The organism is Acidobacteriota bacterium, assembly GCA_009861545.1.
In the GTDB taxonomy this organism is placed as follows: Bacteria; Acidobacteriota; Vicinamibacteria; order Vicinamibacterales; family UBA8438; genus WTFV01.
In genome coordinates this window covers 85,958-106,011 of sequence record VXME01000067.1, presented here as the reverse complement: position 1 = coordinate 106,011, position 20,054 = coordinate 85,958, and the positions used below count along the sequence as shown (strand labels likewise).

General features: G+C 68.7%; 18 protein-coding genes. 9 read left to right on the top strand and 9 right to left on the bottom strand.

Going from position 1 to position 20,054, the window contains the following annotated elements:
• Positions 1-38: 38 nt before the first annotated feature.
• Entirely contained in the window at positions 39-377 is a 339-nt protein-coding gene (locus tag F4X11_10810) for a hypothetical protein (protein MYN65504.1), read from the bottom strand.
• Between the two features lie 691 nt (positions 378-1,068).
• Between F4X11_10810 and F4X11_10805 the strand changes: the two genes are divergently transcribed.
• Positions 1,069-1,602 (top strand): hypothetical protein, encoded by a 534-nt coding sequence (locus F4X11_10805; GenBank protein MYN65503.1) that lies wholly within the window; start codon positions 1,069-1,071, stop codon positions 1,600-1,602.
• A 126-nt stretch (positions 1,603-1,728) separates the two neighbouring features.
• On the opposite strand, the gene F4X11_10800 is transcribed toward F4X11_10805, so the two are convergent.
• Positions 1,729-2,268, bottom strand: a complete 540-nt coding sequence (locus F4X11_10800; GenBank protein ID MYN65502.1) for a hypothetical protein — start codon at positions 2,266-2,268, stop codon at positions 1,729-1,731.
• A 343-nt stretch (positions 2,269-2,611) separates the two neighbouring features.
• Here F4X11_10800 and F4X11_10795 point away from each other — a divergent pair, with 343 nt between their 5' ends.
• From F4X11_10795 to katG, 3 genes are all read left to right on the top strand, one after another.
• Entirely contained in the window at positions 2,612-3,214 is a 603-nt protein-coding gene (locus tag F4X11_10795) for a hypothetical protein (GenBank protein ID MYN65501.1), read from the top strand.
• Positions 3,215-3,396: 182 nt separating this feature from the next.
• Positions 3,397-3,852, top strand: a complete 456-nt coding sequence (locus F4X11_10790; GenBank protein MYN65500.1) for a transcriptional repressor — start codon at positions 3,397-3,399, stop codon at positions 3,850-3,852.
• A gap of 56 nt (positions 3,853-3,908) precedes the next feature.
• Complete coding sequence (katG, locus tag F4X11_10785) at positions 3,909-6,074, top strand: catalase/peroxidase HPI (protein MYN65499.1); 2,166 nt, start codon at positions 3,909-3,911, stop codon at positions 6,072-6,074.
• Between the two features lie 95 nt (positions 6,075-6,169).
• Here katG and F4X11_10780 read toward each other — a convergent pair whose 3' ends face one another.
• The 3 genes from F4X11_10780 to F4X11_10770 all read right to left on the bottom strand — a co-directional run bounded on the left by F4X11_10780 (position 6,170) and on the right by F4X11_10770 (position 9,226).
• Positions 6,170-7,246 carry a hypothetical protein gene (locus F4X11_10780; GenBank protein MYN65498.1) on the bottom strand — a complete coding sequence of 359 codons (1,077 nt, stop codon included), beginning with the start codon at positions 7,244-7,246 and terminating at the stop codon, positions 6,170-6,172.
• Positions 7,247-7,459: 213 nt separating this feature from the next.
• Positions 7,460-8,296: a methyltransferase domain-containing protein gene (locus F4X11_10775; GenBank protein ID MYN65497.1), complete on the bottom strand. Its 837-nt coding sequence runs from the start codon at positions 8,294-8,296 to the stop codon at positions 7,460-7,462.
• 60 nt (positions 8,297-8,356) lie between these two features.
• A complete protein-coding gene (locus F4X11_10770) occupies positions 8,357-9,226 on the bottom strand; it encodes a taurine dioxygenase (GenBank protein MYN65496.1) in 870 nt (289 codons plus the stop codon).
• A gap of 119 nt (positions 9,227-9,345) precedes the next feature.
• Between F4X11_10770 and F4X11_10765 the strand changes: the two genes are divergently transcribed.
• Both F4X11_10765 and F4X11_10760 read left to right on the top strand, forming a co-directional pair.
• Positions 9,346-10,863 carry an alkaline phosphatase family protein gene (locus tag F4X11_10765; protein MYN65495.1) on the top strand — a complete coding sequence of 506 codons (1,518 nt, stop codon included), beginning with the start codon at positions 9,346-9,348 and terminating at the stop codon, positions 10,861-10,863.
• 140 nt (positions 10,864-11,003) lie between these two features.
• Positions 11,004-12,191: an ATP-binding protein gene (locus F4X11_10760; protein MYN65494.1), complete on the top strand. Its 1,188-nt coding sequence runs from the start codon at positions 11,004-11,006 to the stop codon at positions 12,189-12,191.
• A 14-nt stretch (positions 12,192-12,205) separates the two neighbouring features.
• Here F4X11_10760 and F4X11_10755 read toward each other — a convergent pair whose 3' ends face one another.
• From F4X11_10755 to F4X11_10740, 4 genes are read right to left on the bottom strand one after another with little or no spacing between them, the layout of a single operon-like run.
• Positions 12,206-14,647, bottom strand: a complete 2,442-nt coding sequence (locus F4X11_10755; protein MYN65493.1) for a hypothetical protein — start codon at positions 14,645-14,647, stop codon at positions 12,206-12,208.
• Positions 14,648-14,679: 32 nt separating this feature from the next.
• Positions 14,680-15,063 (bottom strand): type II toxin-antitoxin system VapC family toxin, encoded by a 384-nt coding sequence (locus tag F4X11_10750; GenBank protein ID MYN65492.1) that lies wholly within the window; start codon positions 15,061-15,063, stop codon positions 14,680-14,682.
• Positions 15,060-15,341 (bottom strand): hypothetical protein, encoded by a 282-nt coding sequence (locus F4X11_10745; protein MYN65491.1) that lies wholly within the window; start codon positions 15,339-15,341, stop codon positions 15,060-15,062. Before F4X11_10745 ends, F4X11_10750 begins: the two co-directional genes overlap by 4 nt.
• An 8-nt stretch (positions 15,342-15,349) precedes the next feature.
• Positions 15,350-15,718, bottom strand: a complete 369-nt coding sequence (locus F4X11_10740) for a hypothetical protein (protein ID MYN65490.1) — start codon at positions 15,716-15,718, stop codon at positions 15,350-15,352.
• A gap of 372 nt (positions 15,719-16,090) precedes the next feature.
• Here F4X11_10740 and F4X11_10735 point away from each other — a divergent pair, with 372 nt between their 5' ends.
• The 3 genes from F4X11_10735 to F4X11_10725 all read left to right on the top strand — a co-directional run bounded on the left by F4X11_10735 (position 16,091) and on the right by F4X11_10725 (position 19,990).
• Positions 16,091-18,274 carry a carbohydrate binding family 9 domain-containing protein gene (locus F4X11_10735; GenBank protein MYN65489.1) on the top strand — a complete coding sequence of 728 codons (2,184 nt, stop codon included), beginning with the start codon at positions 16,091-16,093 and terminating at the stop codon, positions 18,272-18,274.
• 94 nt (positions 18,275-18,368) lie between these two features.
• Positions 18,369-19,136, top strand: coding sequence for a futalosine hydrolase (mqnB, locus tag F4X11_10730; protein MYN65488.1), 768 nt, complete (start codon positions 18,369-18,371; stop codon positions 19,134-19,136).
• Positions 19,118-19,990: a 1,4-dihydroxy-6-naphthoate synthase gene (locus F4X11_10725; protein ID MYN65487.1), complete on the top strand. Its 873-nt coding sequence runs from the start codon at positions 19,118-19,120 to the stop codon at positions 19,988-19,990. The genes mqnB and F4X11_10725 overlap by 19 nt, the downstream gene beginning before the upstream one ends.
• Positions 19,991-20,054: the final 64 nt, after the last annotated feature.

The window sequence follows — 20,054 nt, the reverse complement described above, 5'->3', positions numbered from 1 at the left end:
GACGTCCGCTTGATGATGTCGTCAGGTGGCGGGCTGTTTCAATGAGATCGAGCGCTTGCACGCTGCAGACTCCGCTCCAGCCGTGGCCACTCGGATTTGCCCACGAATGACGGGCTGGGAAACTGTTCTACGCCTGCTTCAATCAGCTTCGGGCGAATGCGTCTGATCAGCCCCGACGTCCAGCGCGGATCGAGTGCCTTCTGGTCGCCGTCGAAGACGATCATGATGCGAAGGTACGGCTCGCCGTCGCCGTCGCCGAATTCATCGACGGCCGGGATGACCTCGATGGGATCGAACACGAACTCGCCGGCGAAACGTTCGGCGAGGGTCTCCCTGACAATATTGGCGACCTTGTCGCGAAGTTCCTGGTCCAGCAATGTGACGCTCCCGTAGTCTTGCACCGAGACTACCAACACCATTCTACCTGTGTAGGAGCGCTTCATGCGAGCGGCGCTCACTCCGGAGCTCAGCAAGATTTCCGCTGTAAGTGATTGAATACCGATAGGTTTACAGGAACGCGTTGAGGCAGCGTCCCACGGCGTACCCCACAACGTCGGGAAGGCCCGGCCCGCGTCTGGGTGAGGGCAGGCCGGCAGGCCACCCTCCGGTGAGGTCCCGAGCGCCGGTTCAGGTCTTGAGGATCTGCGGGTCGCACGCACGTCGAAGACCGCGGCGAGCCGGGTGGCGATCATGTAGTCCATGGTACGCCGAGTCCCACGGGCGCGAGTCGCGGGAGTCAATCCAGGGTGTAGGTCGACCAGGATGAACAACGCAAGCTTGGCCGGCTGGCGCGGCGGTCTCGCGGCGGCGCGCGCCGCGGACGGTGCCGTGCAGCAGGCTGACGGTGTCGAGCGTGTGTTGAGTGATGGCCCGGGTCCTTTCCGAGGTGTCAACGGTCACCGCGTTCTGCAGGTGCGCGCGTTGGCAGGGCAACCTGGAGAAACGACCGAAGCTGGCCATCGAGGTGATCCTCGGCCTGCGCTGGACAAGGAGCGCAACATCATCGATTTCCGAAGGGGGGCGGGGTAAGCTCATGCGTCGGCGAATCGATGCCGGGGAGGAGTTGAGGTGCGACAGCGGAAATCGACGCGGGCGTTGCGGTTAGTGGGCGTGGTGCTCGGGCTCCTCGTGTATGCGGCTCCAGCTGCGGGTCAGGAGATCTTGGCTGACGGAATGACTCTCGCAGGCTCGCTGCCCGCGGTCGAAGTACGGGTGAGGGTGAAGGACGACAACGAGTGCCGGATAGACCGGCTGGTGGTGGAAGCGGAGGCGGAGCGGGCGTTGCGTCGGGACGAGATTGCGGTCACAGACGATCCGGAGACGGGGGCCTCGGTGTTGCGGGTCTCGGTGGCCGTTCTCGATTCGAAGCTGATCGGCAGTGACCGAGTGATCGGGTGCGCGTCGACGGTCAATACGCTGCTGGTGGTGCCGGTGCAGCGTGTGGTAGTCGTGGCGGCCGTAAGCGATGTCCTTCAGGTCGCATCGCGCGGAAATCACGTCGACTGGATACGCAGCGAGATCGAAGAAACCGTCTCCGTAATCGCGAACGCCCTACGGCGTGAACGCGATAACTGGTTGGGCGCAAACCGCGACAGCCGGTGAGGGCTTCGGATCTCGCCTGTGGGCTGCCGCTCTACATCCGGGGCGGATACCATCTGGATATCAAGCTCTTGGTCCGCGTCCGTCCAAACAGCCCCCGATCGCTCCCCCAATCTCGTTGAGGCGCGCCTAGTCAACCGGTGTCCACCCGAGAGAACGGACGATGCGCCGGCGGTAGACCGTGTCGACCGGCGCTTTGCACACGTACTCCTGGGCGTTGTCAGCCTTGCCTTCGCCAGCGAGCCTCTGGAGATACGCAACAGCCTCTTCCGCGGACGGTGCACGACCATCCTCGCCTTGAAACTTCGCTCCCAGTGCTGTCCAGATCACATGGTCGACGCCTTGTTTCGCAGCCCAGGATCCGAGGTCGGAGATGTTAGGCGGATCAGCCTTACCGGCCGACCAACGGCCGATGTTCTTGTCAACGCTTCCGGTAATTCGCTCCCGCGCCGCTAGTGCCCGCACGGCAGCGGCCAAGCGATTCTCGGTCATGCGTGCCCACAGACTGGGCACGGCATTGGCGGCGCCGTCCAGTGCCCGCGTGAGTCGATCGCCACTCGATTGACGCACGAACTCCACGTTTACGGCCGGACCCTCGCGATGCCATTCCCCAACTGGAAGCTCGCGAGGATCCCAGATGAGCGATCCCCAGCCTAGACACACGATCATGTCGAGATTCTACTCGGCAGTGTCTCAAGTAGTTGGTCGAGCGTGCGCGTCAGCGCGTGCTGGCGCACCAGCCTTGTGTTAGGTAGTGGTCAAGTTTGGTTCTGCGCCGGATCTTCGCTTCCCGCCGGGATGTCGCTAGGGGGTACGGTCGTCTGCATGAGCGATCAACCAGTCGGCAGACCATCGGCCGGCGCGACGTGAACGCGGATCCACCGGACGGTCCGCATGAGCCCCGGCGATGGCGTCCGGCGTGGCCGCGCATGAGCCGAGCTGTCGACGAGGAGGAGTTGGACCGCCCCCTTTGCGGAGACCTACCGGCTGCCGGAGGGTCGGAACCTGGATCGTGTGGACCGACGACGGGCCCAGGCTCCGGGGTGCCTGCTTCGGGTGCGACGATCTGGAGTCCGTGCTCGGCACCCTCGGCGTTCGCCGCAGCGCCGTTCGCTTCGAAGGCGGGGCGCGGAACGCGCGGGTCATCGCCGATATCGTCACGCGTGAGGGCGCTTCCCGTGAGGAGCTCCTCGGCGAGCTGCCTCGCGTGCTCGAGGAACGGCTCGACCTCGATGTTGGCCTTCGCAGCGTCTCCGAGGTGTCGAGGACGCTCGTCCTGCGGGGCTCGGTCGGTGCGGTGCCGCCGGACGGCGAACGCGACGGACAACGCGTGTTGCATGTATTCACCGACCGCAGGGATCCCGGGACCGGTGCCGGCGGCGGTCCGTTCTCCGATGCCGGCGACCTGGTCGAGCTCCTGTCGAATCACCTCGGCATGCCCGTCGTCGACCGGACGACCGGCACTCCCGACCATCCCTTTCACCTGCGACTCCACCCGTCGGCAGAGCGGACGCGACGGCTGGACCTGTTGATTCGGAACCTGGAGTCGCAGACCGATCTCGACATCGAGATCGTCGAACGCTCCGACCGGATCGTGCTGGTCAGTCCGTCGTAGCCGGTCGCGCAAGGGCGCGGCCCGTCCTGCCGAAGCTGCGGATGGCGCGGCGGCCTGCACGCTTGCCTGGCGCGGCTCGCGACCAAAGCCCTGCGGATCGACGAAGTGAGAGTCGGTACCGTAGCATTCGATACCGAGCCCAATACTTGACTCAGTCCAGAATCAGTGATTGACTTGAGTTGGTGAACGAGGATGCCGAACGGCTCCTGAGGCGGCACGGGCTGCAGGTCACCGCGCAGCGGCTCGCGGTGCTGCGAGCGATATCGAATCGCCCGCACGCCACGGCCGACGAGCTGGCCGACGACGTGCGGGGGAGCATCGGGTCGATCTCGCGGCAGGCGGTGTACGACACCCTGGGGACGCTGGTCAACAAGGGCCTGGCCCGCAGGATTCAGCCCGCGGGGTCGCCGGCGCGGTACGAGGATCGGGTCGGCGACAATCACCATCATCTCGTCTGCCGCGCCTGCGGCGTCATGGTCGACGTCGACTGCGCCGTCGGCGAGGCGCCTTGTCTCACCGCCGAGGACGATCACGGCTTCGCGATAGACCAAGCCGAGGTCATCTACTGGGGGTACTGCCCCGGCTGCCGCGATCGGTCCGCGGGCAGGAACGCAACGGGAAAGAACGGAAAGGGTTGAAGGACATGCACGACACGGCTGAGGACAAGACGGCGGGCGCGGGCAAGTGCCCGGTAATGGGTCACGGGCAGACGGCGGCCGCCGCCGCGGCGAATCTGCGCTGGTGGCCGAATCAACTGAACCTGAAGGTGCTGCACCAGAACTCGGCGCTGTCCGATCCCATGGGTGAGGCGTTCGACTACGCCGAGGAGTTCCAGACGCTCGACCTCGATGCCGTGAAGCAGGACATCGAGGCGGTGATGACGACGTCGCAGGACTGGTGGCCGGCCGACTACGGCCACTACGGGCCGCTGTTCATCCGGATGGCGTGGCACAGCGCGGGCACCTACCGCATCCACGACGGCCGCGGCGGCGGCGCCTCGGGCACGCAGCGATTCGCGCCCCTCAACTCCTGGCCCGACAACGCGAACCTCGACAAGGCGCGCCGCCTGCTGTGGCCGATCAAGCAGAAGTACGGCCGGAAGATCTCGTGGGCCGACCTCATGATCCTCGCGGGCAACTGCGCCCTGGAATCGATGGGGCTCAAGACGTTCGGTTTCGCCGGCGGGCGCGAGGATATCTGGGAGCCGGAGGAGGACATCAACTGGGGCCCGGAGACCGAGTGGCTCGGCGACGAGCGCTACAGCGGCGACCGGGAGCTCGCGAACCCGCTCGGCGCTGTCCAGATGGGCCTGATCTACGTGAATCCCGAGGGGCCCAACGGCAACCCGGATCCGGTTGCCGCCGGCCGGGACATTCGCGAGACGTTCGGTCGGATGGCGATGAACGACGAGGAGACGGTCGCCCTCATCGCGGGAGGGCACACGTTCGGCAAGACGCACGGCGCCGGCGACGCGGACCGGCACGTGGGTCCCGAGCCGGAAGGCGCGGCCATCGCGGAGCAGGGCCTCGGCTGGAAGAGCACCTTCGGCAGCGGCAAGGCCGGCGACGCGATCACCAGCGGGCTGGAGGGCGCCTGGACGCCCACCCCGATCGCCTGGGACAACAGCTTCTTCGAGATCCTGTTCGGCTACGAGTGGGAGCTGACCAAGAGCCCCGCGGGGGCGAATCAGTGGATTCCGAAGGGTGGCGCGGGCGCCGGCAGCGTGCCGGATGCCCACGATTCCTCGACGCGGCACACGCCGGTCATGCTGACGACCGACCTCGCGCTGCGGATGGACCCGATCTACGAGCCCATATCGAGGCGCTTCCACCAGAACCCGGACGCGTTCGCGGACGCCTTCGCCAGGGCGTGGTTCAAGCTGACGCACCGCGACATGGGGCCGGTCTCGCGCTACCTCGGCCCGGAGGTTCCCGGCGAGCAGCTCCTGTGGCAGGACCCCGTGCCCGCCGTCGATCACGAGCTGATCGACGCGCCGGACGTCGCCGCGCTCAAGAGCCGGATCCTCGCATCGGGACTGTCCGTTTCCCAACTGGTCTCGACCGCCTGGGCGTCCGCCTCGACGTTCCGCGGCAGCGACAAGCGCGGCGGCGCCAACGGGGCGCGCATTCGCCTCGCCCCGCAGAAGGACTGGGAAGTGAACCAGCCGGCCGGGTTGGCCGCCGTGCTGGGCGTCCTCGAGGGAATCCAGCGGGACTTCAACGGCGCACAGTCCGGCGGAAGGCGGGTCTCGCTCGCCGACGTGATCGTGCTGGGCGGTTGCGCTGCCGTCGAGCAGGCCGCGAAGAACGCCGGGCACGACGTCGAGGTTCCCTTCTCGCCGGGGCGCGCCGACGCGGTGCAGGAGCAGACGGACGTCGAGTCGTTCGCCGTGCTGGCGCCGGCCGCGGACGGGTTCCGCAACTACGTCGGAAACGGACACCGCCGCGCCGCCGAGGAGCTGCTGGTGGACCGGGCGCAGTTGCTGACCCTGACCGCTCCCGAGATGACCGTGCTCGTCGGCGGCCTGCGCGTACTGAACGCCAACGTGGCGCAGTCCGAGCGCGGCGTCTTCACGAAGCGCCCCGGCACGTTGACCAACGACTTCTTCGTCAACCTGCTCGACATGAACACGTCCTGGGAGGCGTCCGCCGCGTCCGGCGAGGTGTTCGAGGGGCGCGATCGCGGGACGGGCGAGGTCAGGTGGACCGGCACCGCCGTCGATCTCGTCTTCGGTTCGAACTCGCAGCTCCGCGCCATCGCGGAGGTCTACGCCTGCGACGACTCGCAGCAGGCCTTCGTGCGGGACTTCGTGGCGGCGTGGGACAAGGTGATGAATCTCGACCGTTTCGACCTGTCCTGATCGCTGCCGGCGGTGGCCGTGTGGCGGGTGCCGTCGACGACGATGTCGACGGCGCCCGCCAGCACGACTACATGGCATCCGGGCGACCGGTGCCCCTACTGTTGCTCTTCCGTTGCCTTGGCCGCCGCCTGCCTCTCCAGGTTCCGGTAGATCTCCAGGATGTGCCGGATGTCGTGGTTCCCCTCGTGGCAGGCGTACTCGTAGAGCGGGCCCTCGGTCGCCACCATCGGGACCTCGGCGCTCCACGGGCGCATCCAGGTGTTCGGATCCTCGACCGTGAACTCGTAGTGGATGCGGTCGTCGGCGACGCGCGTGTAGCGCTCCACGACGGTCATCTCCTCGGTGGCCCCCCGGTAGCGCCGCTTCTCGTTGAAGTTGCGGGTCTCGACGACCAGGGTGTCGCCCTCCCAGCGGCCTATCGAATCGCCGGCCCACTGCCCGATCCGGCGGGAGACGTACGGCCGCCCGTCGATCGGGATGATGCGCGGCGGATTGGTGGTCAACTCCGTGAACACCACCACGTAGGCCGGGGTCTGGAAGATCTGGTGGATGTCGTTGTAGGCCGGCGGCAGGTTGGGCGGGCCCTCGTGCGACCAGACGATGCAGCGCTCGGGCAGCGGCCGGTGCAGGTGGCTGTCGAAGACGTTGGGCAGCCGGCGCGCGGCGGCCTCGGCGGCCAGCTTGTCCGCTGCCTCCGGCGTCAGGGCCGGCATTCTCCCGTTGGGCGGATCCGTGATCAGCGAGGTGCGCTGGGTCGACAGGCCCTTCGGCACCGGCGTGCGCAACCAGATCTCGTTGTCGTAATGGACGTAGGAGGGATCGCGGTTGACCTGGTACAGCCGCCGCTCCCGTTCCTCCGGATCCTCGATCTCGACGGCGTTGCGCGCCGATGGATCGACCCCCTCGGCCGTCAACTGCGCGTTCAGCTCGGCCACTTCCTCTGCGGTGAAGAACTCCTTCTCGCCCAGGTACTCCGGCCGTTCGAGGGGCGTGAAGGTCTGGGTCGTCCAGTAGCCCTGCAGATCCGGCTGGCCGTCGGGCAGGCGCGGCATGGTCCACGTCGAAGCCGTGTCCGCCGCGTCCTCGATCTGGCTCTGCCCGGCCGCGGAAGCCGGCGCCAGACAACCGAGCGCGATCACGATCACCCACGCCGCGAGACTGCGATGGCTCATCGTCTTCTCCTTGCATTCGCGCCCGGCGACATCCGTGGGCGCCGGTGCAGGGCGCCGGATTCGCCGGAGCGCACCATCATGAGCCGTAGTGTTGCACAGTCGGCCGCCGCCGCCAATCGGTTGTCGCCACGCCCGTCGTTGCCGGGTGCGCCGGGGCGAACAGGCTCGTCGCAACCCCGGCCCGGCGAAATGGCATTGCGGCGGGACGCCGGGCTATCGCTTCTCGGCGACGATCCCGATCATCGGCGGCGCCGACAGGAACGCGCCGGGGTCCTGCTCGCGCTCGCGCCATTCCGCCTCGAACGACTCGCGCTCGGCTTCCGTCAGCAAGCCGGCTTCCACCAGCTTCGGCACGTAGCCGAAGAAGAAGCCCGTGGGCCACTGCCACAGCGCCGTGCCGGGCCGGGCGAACCGAGACAACGGGACGAGCTCCAGAACGCGGCAGCCGGCGCCCGCGATGAGTCCCGGGAGCCGCTCGCCGACGTTCAGGTCGCCCCCGGTGCGCCGCCAGCTCTCGTCCACCGCCGCGAGCACGCGTTCGAACGCCCGGCTCCGGGGATACAGCGCGGTCGCCCTGTAGTTCAGGTAGTCCCAGACCACGAGCCGGCCCCCCGGCCGCAGCCCCGACACAACTCGTTCGATGATGGGCAGAGGGTCGGGGAGAAAGCAGAACAGCCAGCGCGCGAAGGCGCCGTCCAGGGAATCGGGTGGCAGCCTGAGCGCCTCCACGCGCTCTACCCGCGCCTCGAGCCGGGTGAGTCCCCTTCGGTCTGCTTCGTCGGCAAGCGACCCGACGAAGCGGGCGGACTCGTCCACGGCGAGCACCTGGCCCCGAGCGCCCACGCGCTCCGCCAGCTCCAGAGCGGCGAATCCCGGACCGCAGCCCAGATCGAGCAGGCGATCGCCCGGCCCGAAGCCGGCCCGGTCCCAGAGGTCGTGCGCCCACTCGGCCCAGAGCCGGTGCTGCGTCTCCAGCCGCCGCTTTTCCTCGGCGTCGGTTCCGAGCAGGTATGGCTCTTCGCGCGTGTCCGGCGCGGAATCGGGTCTCATCCCGTGAACTCGTTCGGTTGGAGGGCGTTTCCGGTCGCGCCCGGGAGAAGCACCCGGTCGTCACTGACCGCGGTCGGGGTCGTAGAACGGCGCGTCGCCCTGGATGGTGACGCGGTAACCGTGGCGGGTCTCGGGGTAGTAGTCCCAGATTGCCAGATGCTGGGTGCAGCGGTTGTCCCAGAAGGCGACCGAGTTCTCCCGCCACCGGAACCGGACGTGATAGTCGGGCTGCGCGCAATGCTTGAACAGGAACGCCAGCACGGCGTCGCTCTCGGCGAGCGGCAGGTCCTTGATGCGCGTGGTGAATCCCTGGTTCACGTAGAGCGCGGGCTTGCCGGTGACCGGGTGGGTGCGGATGACCGGGTGCTCGGCCGAGGGGTAGTCTTCGTCCCGGAGGGTGCCCGCACCGTAGCGGCCCCGATAGTACTGCTCGCCGTCGTGAATGGCGGTCAGTCCGGTGAGGAACCGCTGCATGCGGTCCGAGAGTCCCTCGTAGGCGGCATACATGCTGGAGAAGAGCGTGTCGCCGCCACCGGACGGGGGAATCTGCACGATCCGGAGCATGCTGGCCATCGGGGGCTCGACGTCGCACGAGACGTCGGAGTGCCACAGGCTTCCCGCCACGAACTCCACCTTGTCGTCGCCGTGGACGACCAGGATCTCCGGGTGCTCGGCATCCTTCGGCGCCGCCGGGTGGATGTGCAGTTCGCCGAAGCGGCGGCCGACCGCCTTGTGCTGATCGAACGTCAGCTCCTGGTCGCGGAAGAAGAGGACCAGGTGCCGCGCCCAGGCTTCCTTCAGCTCGGCCAGCGTCGCCTCGTCGAGCGGCCGGGCGAGGTCGATGCCCGTGATCTCGGCCCCGATGGTCGGCGTGAGCGGCTCGACCCGCAACGCTGCGGAGGGCGCGGAAGACGGGGACGGAGTCGGCATCGCCATCACCTGATTATAGACGCCGGCACGAACCGCGCACCGACCGCCGCTTCGAGCCGCGGCGCCGGGCGGTCCGCGTGTACGGAGAATCGGGAAGCGCGCTACGATACAGCCGCACCATGCCCGAGTCCCGCGTCGTTTCCGTGTTGCTCGCCATCCTGCTGTGCCTCGCCTCCGGCTGTGGGCCATCGGCGGCGCAACCCGAGCAGGAACCTCCCGCGCGTGCGGATCAGCGGCATCTGCTGGTCGTCCTCGACGGGTTGCGGCCCGACTACGTCACCCCGGAGGTGATGCCGAACCTGCATGCGCTGGGTCAGCGCGGCGTCGTCTTCACCGACCACCATGCGGTGTATCCGACCGTGACGCGCGTGAACGCCGCCTCCATCTCGACCGGCGCCTATCCCGAGACGCACGGGCTGATGGGCAACGCGGTCTTCTTTCCGGCGGTCGACCCGACGCAGTTCCTGAACACCGGCCAGCGGGACAACCTGCTGCGGATCGAGGAGGCGGAAGGCGGACGGTTGCTGACCGCGCCGACTCTGGGCGAGCGCCTGCAGGGCGCCGGGCGGCGGATGCTCGTGGCCAGCGCGGGCTCCAGCGGATCGTCGTACCTGCTGAACCACACCGTAGCCGGCGGCGGCATCATCCACTACGAGTACGCGCTGCCGGAGGCGCTCGGCGACGCGGTGCGGGAACGGCTCGGCCCGCCGCCTTCCCTCGCGACGCCCAGCCACGAGCGCAACCGCTACATCGTCGACGCGCTCCTGGAGGTCGGCCTCGAGCAGGTCGATCCGGCGGTTACCGTCCTGTGGCTGACCGATCCCGACACGACGGCCCATGCCAACGGCATCGGGCACCCGGCCTCGGTGGCGTCCCTGCGCGCCGTGGACGAGGAGATCCGGCGCCTGCAGGACGGCCTGCGCGCGGCGGACCTCCTCGAATCGTTGAACATCTGGGTGACCTCCGACCACGGCTTCTCGACATACACCGGCGCGGCCGACCTCGACGCCCTGCTCGCGCCGTTCTCCGGCGCCCTGCCGGACGGATCGCCGCGGATCGTGGCGGGTAGCGGTGCGATCTACGTGCGGGACGGGGATGCCGGTCCAGTGGGCGGAATCGTCGAGGCGCTGCAGGGCTCGGAGCGGGTGGGAGCCATCTTCACGAGAGACGCGCAGGCGCCCGGCACGTTGGCGTTCGACGCCGCGCGGTGGGACCATGCCCGTTCCGCCGACGTCCTCTATTCGGCGGCGTGGACCGACGAAGAGAACGAGTACGGCTACCGCGGCACGAGCGCATCGAACGGTACGGCGGGCCACGGCAGCACGAGCCCCTGGGACATCCACAACACGCTGATCGCGGTGGGTCCGGCCCTGCGTTCGGGGATCGAGGTCACGCTGCCGACGTCCAACGTCGACTTCGCTCCGACGTTCCTCTACCTGCTCGGGTTGAGCGCCGCGCCCACGATGGCCGGACGGCCGCTGACCGAGGCCTTTCGGGACGGGCCCGACCTGCCGGCCGAGCCCCGGTCGGCGGAGATCGCCAGGGAGACGCCGGACGGCCGCTACCGCGCGGTGGCCCGGTCTACGGTCGTTCTCGGCCGGCGCTATCTCGATTCCGCGACCGCGGAGCGTCCATAAGGGCGAACCAATCGGCATACGAAGGTACAGACGCTCGCGAGCTGACCGGGGGATCAAGCTTTGGTGTATATTATCTTAATTACTCGAAATGCATAAATCTAAGAATATGTATATAATTGAGTGATCTCGCGAGCTCGCCCATGGATCCCATCCGCAATCCCTATGCACCGGGCGCCGGCACTCCTCCTCCTGAGTTGGCGGGCCGGGATGAGCTGCGCGAAACGGTCCGTGTCGCCTTGGCGCGGGTCCGAATCGGTCGTCCGACCAAGAGTCTCTTGATGGTGGGCCTGCGTGGGGTCGGCAAGACCGTTCTGCTCGACCGCATGCGGGAAGAGGCGGAGGGAACAGACCTTCACGCCTTGTTCGTCGAGGCTCCCGAGGGGCGGTCGCTACCCGCGCTTCTGGCGCCCCGGCTCCGGCAGGTGCTACTGAGGCTGTCGCGACATGCCAAGGCGCGGGATCTGGCTCAGCGGGCGCTGAGGGGGCTGGCCGGTTTCGCCAAGGCTCTCAAGGTGAAGTACCAGGACATCGAAGTCGGGCTCGATCTGGCTCCGGAGCCCGGACTGGCTGACAACGGCGATCTCTCGCAGGACTTGTCGGAGTTGCTGTTGGCGGCCGGAACGGCCGCGAAGGAAGCAGGCACGGTTCTTGCGGTTTTCATGGACGAGCTTCAGTACGTGGATGAGGGGGAGCTTGCGGCGCTCATCACTGCCCTGCACCGTGTCACGCAGCGTCAATCGCCGGTCGTGCTGGTCGGCGCCGGACTGCCGCAGTTGCGCGCCCGCACGGGACGTGCGAGATCGTACGCGGAGCGGCTGTTCGACTTCCCCGAGGTTGGACCTCTCGGCCAGGAAGCGGCGCGAGAAGCCATCGAAAAGCCTGCACAGGCGGAGGGTGTGACGGTCGACGAGGCAGCCTTGCGACACATCGTCGAGACTACTCGCGGCTATCCGTACTTTCTGCAGGAATGGGGCAAGCATGCCTGGGATGCCGCCGATACGTCGCCCATCGACCTGGCCGACGTCGAACGAGCCACTCAGGCGGCCACTGCCGCGCTCGACGACAGCTTCTTTCGCGTGCGATTCGACCGATTGACACCTTCCGAGCGGCGATACCTGAGGGCGATGGCCGAACTGGGTACGGGACCTCATCGGTCGGGCGACATCGCAGACGTTCTGGGCAAGCCTGTGACGTCGCTCGGCCCGACGAGAAGCCAGTTGATCACCAAGGGCATGGTCTGGAGCCCCGGCCACGGCGATACCGACTTTACCGTGCCGCTGTTCGACCAGTTCATGCGACGCATCATGCCGGACGCCGACTGGCGTTAGCGGCGCAGACTCCTCTAGTACCCCGCCAGCACCGGGAACCGCTCGTCGTCCGGCAGCGGCTGCACGCCGAGCGCGTTGAGGACCATCGACACCTTCCGGTAGCGGGCGGCGGTGGCGACGATGCTCATCATCTGGTGCTCGGTGTAGCGCTCGGCCAGCGCTGCCCAGGTCTCGTCCGAGACGGTCGTGTCGCGGTACATCTCGTTGGCGGCGTCGATGAGCAGTCGTTCGTTCTCGTTCCAGCCCGCCGCGTCGTGGCCCTGCGCGATCCAGTGCGGATCGAGGCCGTGGTCGCGCGCCCGGCCGACGCTGCCCACGTGCTTGGCCCACTCGTAGACGGACTGCGCGTTCCACCCGGTGCGCAGGATCAGCAGCTCCCGGTCGTGCGGCGTCAGACCGGACCGCTCCGGGTTCATCACGTAGCCGGGGTTCGTGTACCAGGCGTCGGCCAGCGCCGCGTGGCGGCGGAGGGTGCGCGAGACCCGCAGGCCGTCTCCCTCCACCGGCTCGACGCGCGGCGCCGCCAGCGGCGGCTCGCGGGCCGGCACGACGACCCGGTAGGCGACGTCGTCCACCGGCAATTCGGCCTGGGCGCCGTCGTCGGTCTGGACGCCGAGCGCGTTGAACAGGATGGACACCGTGGTGGTGTCCGCCACGGTCGCCACCGCGTCCATGAGGTTGTGCAGGTCGTATTCCTCCAGCAGGAGGCCCCAGGTCTCGTCGCTGATCGACGAGTTGCCGAACAACTGGTCGGGGAGGCCGACGAGCACGTTCTCGAAGGGCTCCCAGCGTTCCTGCGAAGGCCCTTCGGCGACGGAGAATACTTCCTCCGGCGTCAGCCCGGCGTCCGCGGCGCGGGCGGCATGCTCGGCCCACAGGTAGGCGTTCTGGGCGAGCCACGCCGTGCGCAGGATCAGGATCGCGCGGTGCCGCGGCGACAGCGTCGATTCGTTCGCCACGTAGTGCATGAACGGAAAGATGCGATCGGCCAGCGCCGGCACGCGCGCCAGCGTCCGTAACGCGTTGCCCGGCTCGCCGTCCGGCGCGTAGCGTTCCACCAGCGCCCGCTGCTCGTCCGTCCACCCGGCGGCCGGCAACGGCGCGATGCGCGGCTCGCGCAGGCGCCGGTGCGGCTGCACGCTTCCCGGCAGCCCGGTGAAGGCCCGGGCCGGCTCGATGCGCAACAACGCCGCGTTGTCCTCCTCCGTCAGCACGTAGAGGTACCCGTCCGGTCCCTGCCGGACGTCGCGGATCCGCTGCTTCAGCTCGGCCAGCAGCCACTCGCGCCCCATCTCCTCGCCCCGCCGGTTGAACACGATCCGTTCGAGGTGGCCGGTCCGTTGCATCCGGCCGACGGTCATCGAGCCCACGAACAGGTTGCCGCGCCAAGCAGGGAAGTGCTCGCCGTCGTAGAAGGTCAGGCCCGAGGGCGCGATCGACGGCCACCACAGGATCTCCGGCCGCTCGAACTCCGCTAGCCAGGGCGTGTCCGACACCCGCACGCCCGTGTACTCCCGGCCGTCGGAGGCGAGCGGCCAGCCGTAGTTGCGGCCGGGGAGGATGACGTTGACCTCGTCGCCCCCCTGCGGGGCGTTCTCGCTGGCCCACAGCGTTCCATCCTCGGGGTGGAAGGTCAGACCGAGTTGATTGCGGTGGCCCATCGAGTAGATCTCGGGCAGGTAGCCGGGCTCGCCGACGAAGGGATTGTCGGCTGGCGCGCTGCCGTCGTCGTTCAGGCGCACCACCTTGCCGACGTGCTCGCCCGGGTCCTGGGCGCGCAGCCCGGTGGTCCGCGAGCGGATGGCGCCGCCGATCGTCATGTAGACCTTGCCGTCCGGCCCGAACGTGACGCGCGACGCCGCGACCCCGCGGCCGAATCCCTCGGATACGAAGATGTCGCGAACCTCGGTCAGCGCGCCCGCGTCCAGCCGCCCGCGCGCCAGCGCGATCACCGCGCCGCGCCGGCCGTCCTGCTCCGCCGGCCTCGAGTAGGTCAGATAGACGATGCGATCGTCGTCCGGGTGCAGGGCGATATCCATCAGGCCGGCCAGCCGGGTCCCCTTGTAGACCTCCGGGACGCCGGGAACGGGCCGCGGGTCGAGCACGCCGTCGCGGATCAGCCGCAGGGTGCCCGCGTTGCGCTCGGTGACGAGAATGTCGCCGTTGCGGCGGAACGCGAGGCCCCATGGATGGGAGAGCCCCGTCACGATCGGCACGACCCGGATCCGGGGCACGTCGTTGCTGTACAGCACCACCGGCTGGGACGGAGGTTCCAGGGCGGGAATGCCGCTGATGGAGGTCGTGCGCTGCCGGGCTTGGCCGGAGGCAGTGGCGACCGCGAGGAGGAGGCATCCGCAGGCGAGCAGCCCAATCCCGGAGAGACGGCGAACAGGAAACGGTTGCACGGTGGCACCTCCCTGCCCCTGCGCGGGGGCGGATTCCGTCGCGTTCGGCATCTTCTCACATGTGGATGCTGGTTGCACCGGCGTCAGACCAGGGCCAACTGCGGAAGGTGGTCGAAATGCCTGTCCCGCGCGTGCAGTACCAGGTTGTGCTGCACAACGAGCGCCGCCAGCCACATGTCGTTCGTGGGAATCGGCGTGCCCTGTTTCCGGAGCTGACAGTAGACGGCGGCGTAGTGCCGCGTCGTCTGATCGTCCGCGTACAGGACGCGCACCCCGTCCTTCATGAGAAAGCGCCGGAGGAGTCGCTCGTTCTCGGCGGTGCGCCTACCGTGCGCGAATCCGGCCCGCAACTCGCCCAGCACCACGAACGGCAGCAGAATCTCCACGGCCGCCTCCAGCAGCGCGACCGTTTCCGTCAGCCCCTTGCTGAGATCGACGTAGCGGTTGGTGTCGAGCGCGACTCTCATCGCCAGAGATCCGGATCGGGTTCGTCCTGCGCGGCGAGGGCGGCTTCGACCGCCGCGTCGGCGTCCCACGTACCGGCCACGTCGGTCAGATCCCGCCTCCTGCGCGGCGCCCGGGTCACTCCCGCACCCTCCGCCAGCGCGTCGATGACGACCTCGTTCAGGCTCTTGCCGGTCTCGCGTGCACGCATGCGCAAGGCGTCGTCCACGACCGCCGGGACGCCGCGAATCGTGTATTGCATGCGCTGACAGTAGGCGATGCAGGCACGAGTAGCAAGCACCCGGCGCCTCAAGGACGATCGGAGTGGCCTTTGCAACGGCCGCACTTACTGGCTGGTCGGCGGTTGAACGAGGACCTGCAGGATGGCGCGCAGTCGTCGAGCCGCTGGTTGGTCGCATCCATCCGCTGGGCAAGATCGGTGCGGAGGTCATCGATTCGCTTGTCGGTCGCGTCCATCCGCTGGGCAAGATCGGTGCGGAGGTCATCGACTCGCCTGTCGGTCGCGTCAATGCGTTTGCCGAGGTCGTGGCGGGTGTCGTCAATCCGTACGCCGATCAATGCGTGCGCCTGACTGTTCTGGCGCATGAGCAATCCAATGAGCCCGCCGAGGGTACCAATGATCGCGACCACGCCGACGACGAACATCCAGGTCTCCATTCAGCCATCGTGAGCCGCATCGGGAACGGGGTCAAGGGACTTGTGGCGGCACGAACGGGCTCCGCCGGTGGCATGCACGACTCCGGGTGGACCACAATGAGCCGGGCGGTTGATGTGGCGCACGTCCCCCTGGACCGGCGGCCGGTATCTGGCAGCTCGTGGCGAGAGGCGCCCTGCCTTCACCCGGCGACGCAACGCCTCGACACTGCGTTGCACTACCAATTGGCGCCAGGTCGGCGTCATCCACGGCGGCGCTACGTCCTGCGGCGCAGACTCCTGGCTGTCTGTAGTGTCGCCATCGTCGCCGTCGGTGTTCCGGCCGCCGCCTACGGCCAGTCAACTCCCGCGACGCAGCAGACCGCGGACAGGGCGGTGGACGCCGGCGTGCTGACCGGCCGCCCCGTCGTGCGCCCCCCGCGGCTGGCCGAGCCGCCGGTGATCGACGGCCGCCTCGACGAACCGCTGTGGCGCGACGCCGCCCACATCACCCAGCTCGTGCAACGCCGGCCGTTCGACGGGATCCCGGCGAGCGAGCCGAGCGACATCTACCTTGCCTACGACAGCGCCAACATCTACGTCGGCCTGTACGCGCACTATTCCAATCCCGGCATGATCCGCGCGAACCGGCGGGACCGCGACGAGTCGATCGACGACGACCTGTTTCTGATCTACTTCGACCCGTTCCTCGACCAGCAGCGGGCGTACGTGTTCACGGTGAACGGCTACGGCGTGCAGGGGGACGCGATCCTGCAGGCGGGCGCGCTCGGGGGCGGCCGCTTCGGCGTGCCGCGCGGCGACGCCTCCTGGGACGTGCTGTTCGACTCGGCGGCCGAGCTGGTCGACGACGGCTTCGTCGCCGAGCTGGCGATTCCCTTCAAGAGCCTGCGCTATCCGCGCCGGGAGGCCGGGGCGCCCCACCGCTGGGGGCTGCAGATCGCACGCATCATCGGCGGCCGGGACGAGGCGGACGTCTGGTCGCCCACCTCGCGCGACATCGCGGGCTTCCTGCCGCAGATGGGCGTACTGGAGGGGATGACGGACCTGTCGCGCAGCCACAACCTGGAGCTGCTGCCGACCTTCACGACGATCCGCTTCGGGTCGCTCGACCGCGCCACCGGCCGCTTCCGGGACCGGGACCCGTCCCCCGAGGGCGGCCTGAACCTGAAGTACGGGGTGACGTCCAACCTCACCGCGGACGTCACGTTCAACCCCGACTTCTCGCAGGTCGAGTCGGACCTGCCGCAGATCGAGGTCAACCAGCGCTTCGCGCTCTTCTACCCCGAGTTGCGGCCGTTCTTCCTGGAGGGCGCCGAAATCTTCGCCGTCCGGGCGCCGATCACGGCGGTCCACACCCGGCGCATCGTCGATCCCGCGTTCGGCGCCAAGCTGACCGGCAAGGTCGGACGGACCAGCGTGGGCGTGCTGTACGCCAGCGACGCGGAGCCCGGCAACCTGGACGATGCGACGGATCCCGCGTTCGGGTCATCGGCCGACACCTTCGTCGGCCGGGCGCGCTACGACCTGTACGCCGAATCGCACGTCGGCACGATCTTCACCAACCGGGAGCTGCTCGGCGGGCACAGCCGGCTCGCCGGCATGGACTCGAACTTCCGCCTGGGCGACACCCACTCGGTCGCGTTCCGCGCGATGGGGACCGATCACCAGGACCAACAGGGGGCGAAGACGAGCGGCTACCTGGTCGACGCGGTATTCAACAAGCGCGGCCGGAATCTGCGCTACTCGCTGTCCTCGTATGCGCTGTCGCCCGACTTCCGGACCGACGTCGGGTTCGTCCGGCGCACCGACCAGCGCTACACGTCCGTGACCGGCGGCTACCGCTGGTGGCCGGAGAACTGGCTCCGCAACTGGGGGCCGGAGTTCGTCTACGGGCGCAACTACGACTTCGCGGGCGTGCTGCAGGACGAGGTCGCCGACGCCGGCATCAACTTCGCGCTGTTCAGGAACATGTTCGCCGCCAGCAACGTACGGCGCGAGCTGGAGCGCTTCGGTGGAATCGACTTCGTCAAGACGCGCGCCCGGGTCTTCGGCCGGGTCGATACGAGCCGGCGCGTCGGCGTGTCGCTGGAATACCGCCGGGGCGAGCAGATTCTCTTCCACACGCGGACCCCCTACCTGGGCCGCGAGCAGGGCATCACGGCGCGCGTCATCCTGCGGCCCGTCCCGCGCCTGCAGTCCGCCGTCAACGTCACCACGAACCGGTTCACCGACCCGCGCCGCGGCAGCGAGGAGGTGTTCGACGTCCGGATCTTCCGCGCGCTGACGACGTATCAGTTCAGCAACCGGCTGCTCTTCCGCAACATCAGCGAGTACAACACCCTGGTCGGAACGCTCGACCTCAACTTCCTGCTCACCTACCGTGTCAACGCCGGCACGGTGCTCTACGCCGGATACGACGACCACTACCAGCAGGCCGACCTGATCGACGGCGACCTGTCGGATTGGCACGACGTCGGCGGCCGCGAGCTGCGGGTGCTCGGGCGCCAGCGGACGAACCGGGCGGTGTTCGTGAAGTTCCAGTACCTGTTCCGGTACTGACCCGACGAGTCGAAGAATCTCCCAGTCGCGCCGTCGACCTCCACGCTCGCTCCGGTACGCCAGGTGAACAGCTTGAGATCTTGGATACGCTACGATGACAAGTCAGTGTCCGGCTGCCCCTTGGGGGTGGATCCGTCGGCATTCCTTCGTCGTGGATTTCACGCCGTTCGTTGTCGGAGGATCATTTCGCGTCATGCCGGATGCCGCTCCCAACACGCTGGTGCTGGTCCCCACCGAGATCGAGCGCCGTCACCTGGCCCGGCAGCGAGGTTTCGGCGTGGATGCGCCGTGCGAGCTGTGCGGCTTCGGGCCGGTGGCGGCGGCGGCGCGGGCCCGGGACGCCATCGCGGCCCACGAGCCCGAGCGGGTCGTTCTCGTCGGCATCGCCGGCACGTTCGACCCTGACGGGCTTCCGGTCGGCACGGCGGCCGTCTTCCCGTCGGTCCTGATGCACGGCGTCGGCGTCGGCGTGGCCTCCTTCGTGCCGGCCCCGGCCCTCGGGTTCCGCCACTGGCCGCGGAGCGGCGGGGGAGAGGCGGACGGGCCGGAGGCGCTCGCGCTCGCCCATCCCGTGCCGCCAGCGGCCGGCCCGCTCCTGACGGTGTGCACCGCCTCGGCGACCGATGCCGAGGCCCGCGAGCGCCGGGCGCTGTTTCCCGGCGCGGCGGCCGAGGACATGGAGGGCTTCGCGGTGGCGCTGGCCTGCCGTCTCGCGGAGGTGCCCGTGGCCATCGTCCGCGGCATCTCGAACGCGGTCGGCGACCGCCGGTTCGAGCGCTGGCAGATTCCGGAAGCGCTCGACGCCGCCTGGCTCGTCGCGGCCGACCTGCTGCAGCGGCCCGCCTGGAGCGACACGGCGTGACTCCGATTCATCTGGGCATCTCGACCTGCCCGAACGACACGTTCGCCTTCCACGGCATTCTGGCAGGGAGGGTGGACCCGCGCGGCCTCGACTTCCGCGTCGAGCTGCTCGATGTCGAGGAGCTGAACCGGAGGCTGTTCGCCGGCGACTTCGACGTCGCGAAGGCGAGCTTTCACGCGGCCCTCCTTCTGCGCGGCACGCTGGGCGTGCTGCCGGTCGGCTCGGCCCTCGGTTTCGGCGTAGGGCCGCTGCTGCTCGCCGCGCGCCCCGGCACCCATCCCCGCGAACCGGTCCCGCGACCGGGCGGCGACCCGCGACCCGCGCGCGTGCTGTGTCCGGGCGCCCACACCACCGCCACCCTGCTCTACGAGCTCTTCCACACGGGCGAGGGCGCCGTGGAGCAGGTGGTGTTCTCCGACATCATGCCCGCGCTCGAGGCCGGCGCCGCCGACTTCGGCGTCTGCATCCACGAGGGCCGCTTCACCTGGCGCGCGCACGGCCTCGCTTGCGTCGAGGACCTCGGCGCGGTCTGGGAGGAGGCCACCGCGGCGCCGCTGCCCCTCGGCGGCATCCTTGCGCGGCACGCCCTCGGCCCCGAGACGATTCGGACCGTGAGCGCCGTCATCCGCGATTCACTCGCGCATGCCCGGGCCCATCGCGCCGAGACCGTTCCCACCATGCGCCGCTACGCCCAGGAGCTGACCGACGAGGTGATGTTCCAGCACGTCGATCTGTACGTGAACGATTGGACCTCGGACCTCGGCGAGACCGGTCGGGCGGCGCTGGAGATCCTCGACCGCCACGCCAGGCGGGCCGCCGTCGCCGCCTCCGGCGCGCCGCTCCGCGTGTATTGAGACGGCCTGACCGTACCCGTGCAGCATCTCGGTTCGAGCGCCGCGCGACCGCCGGGCCTTCCGG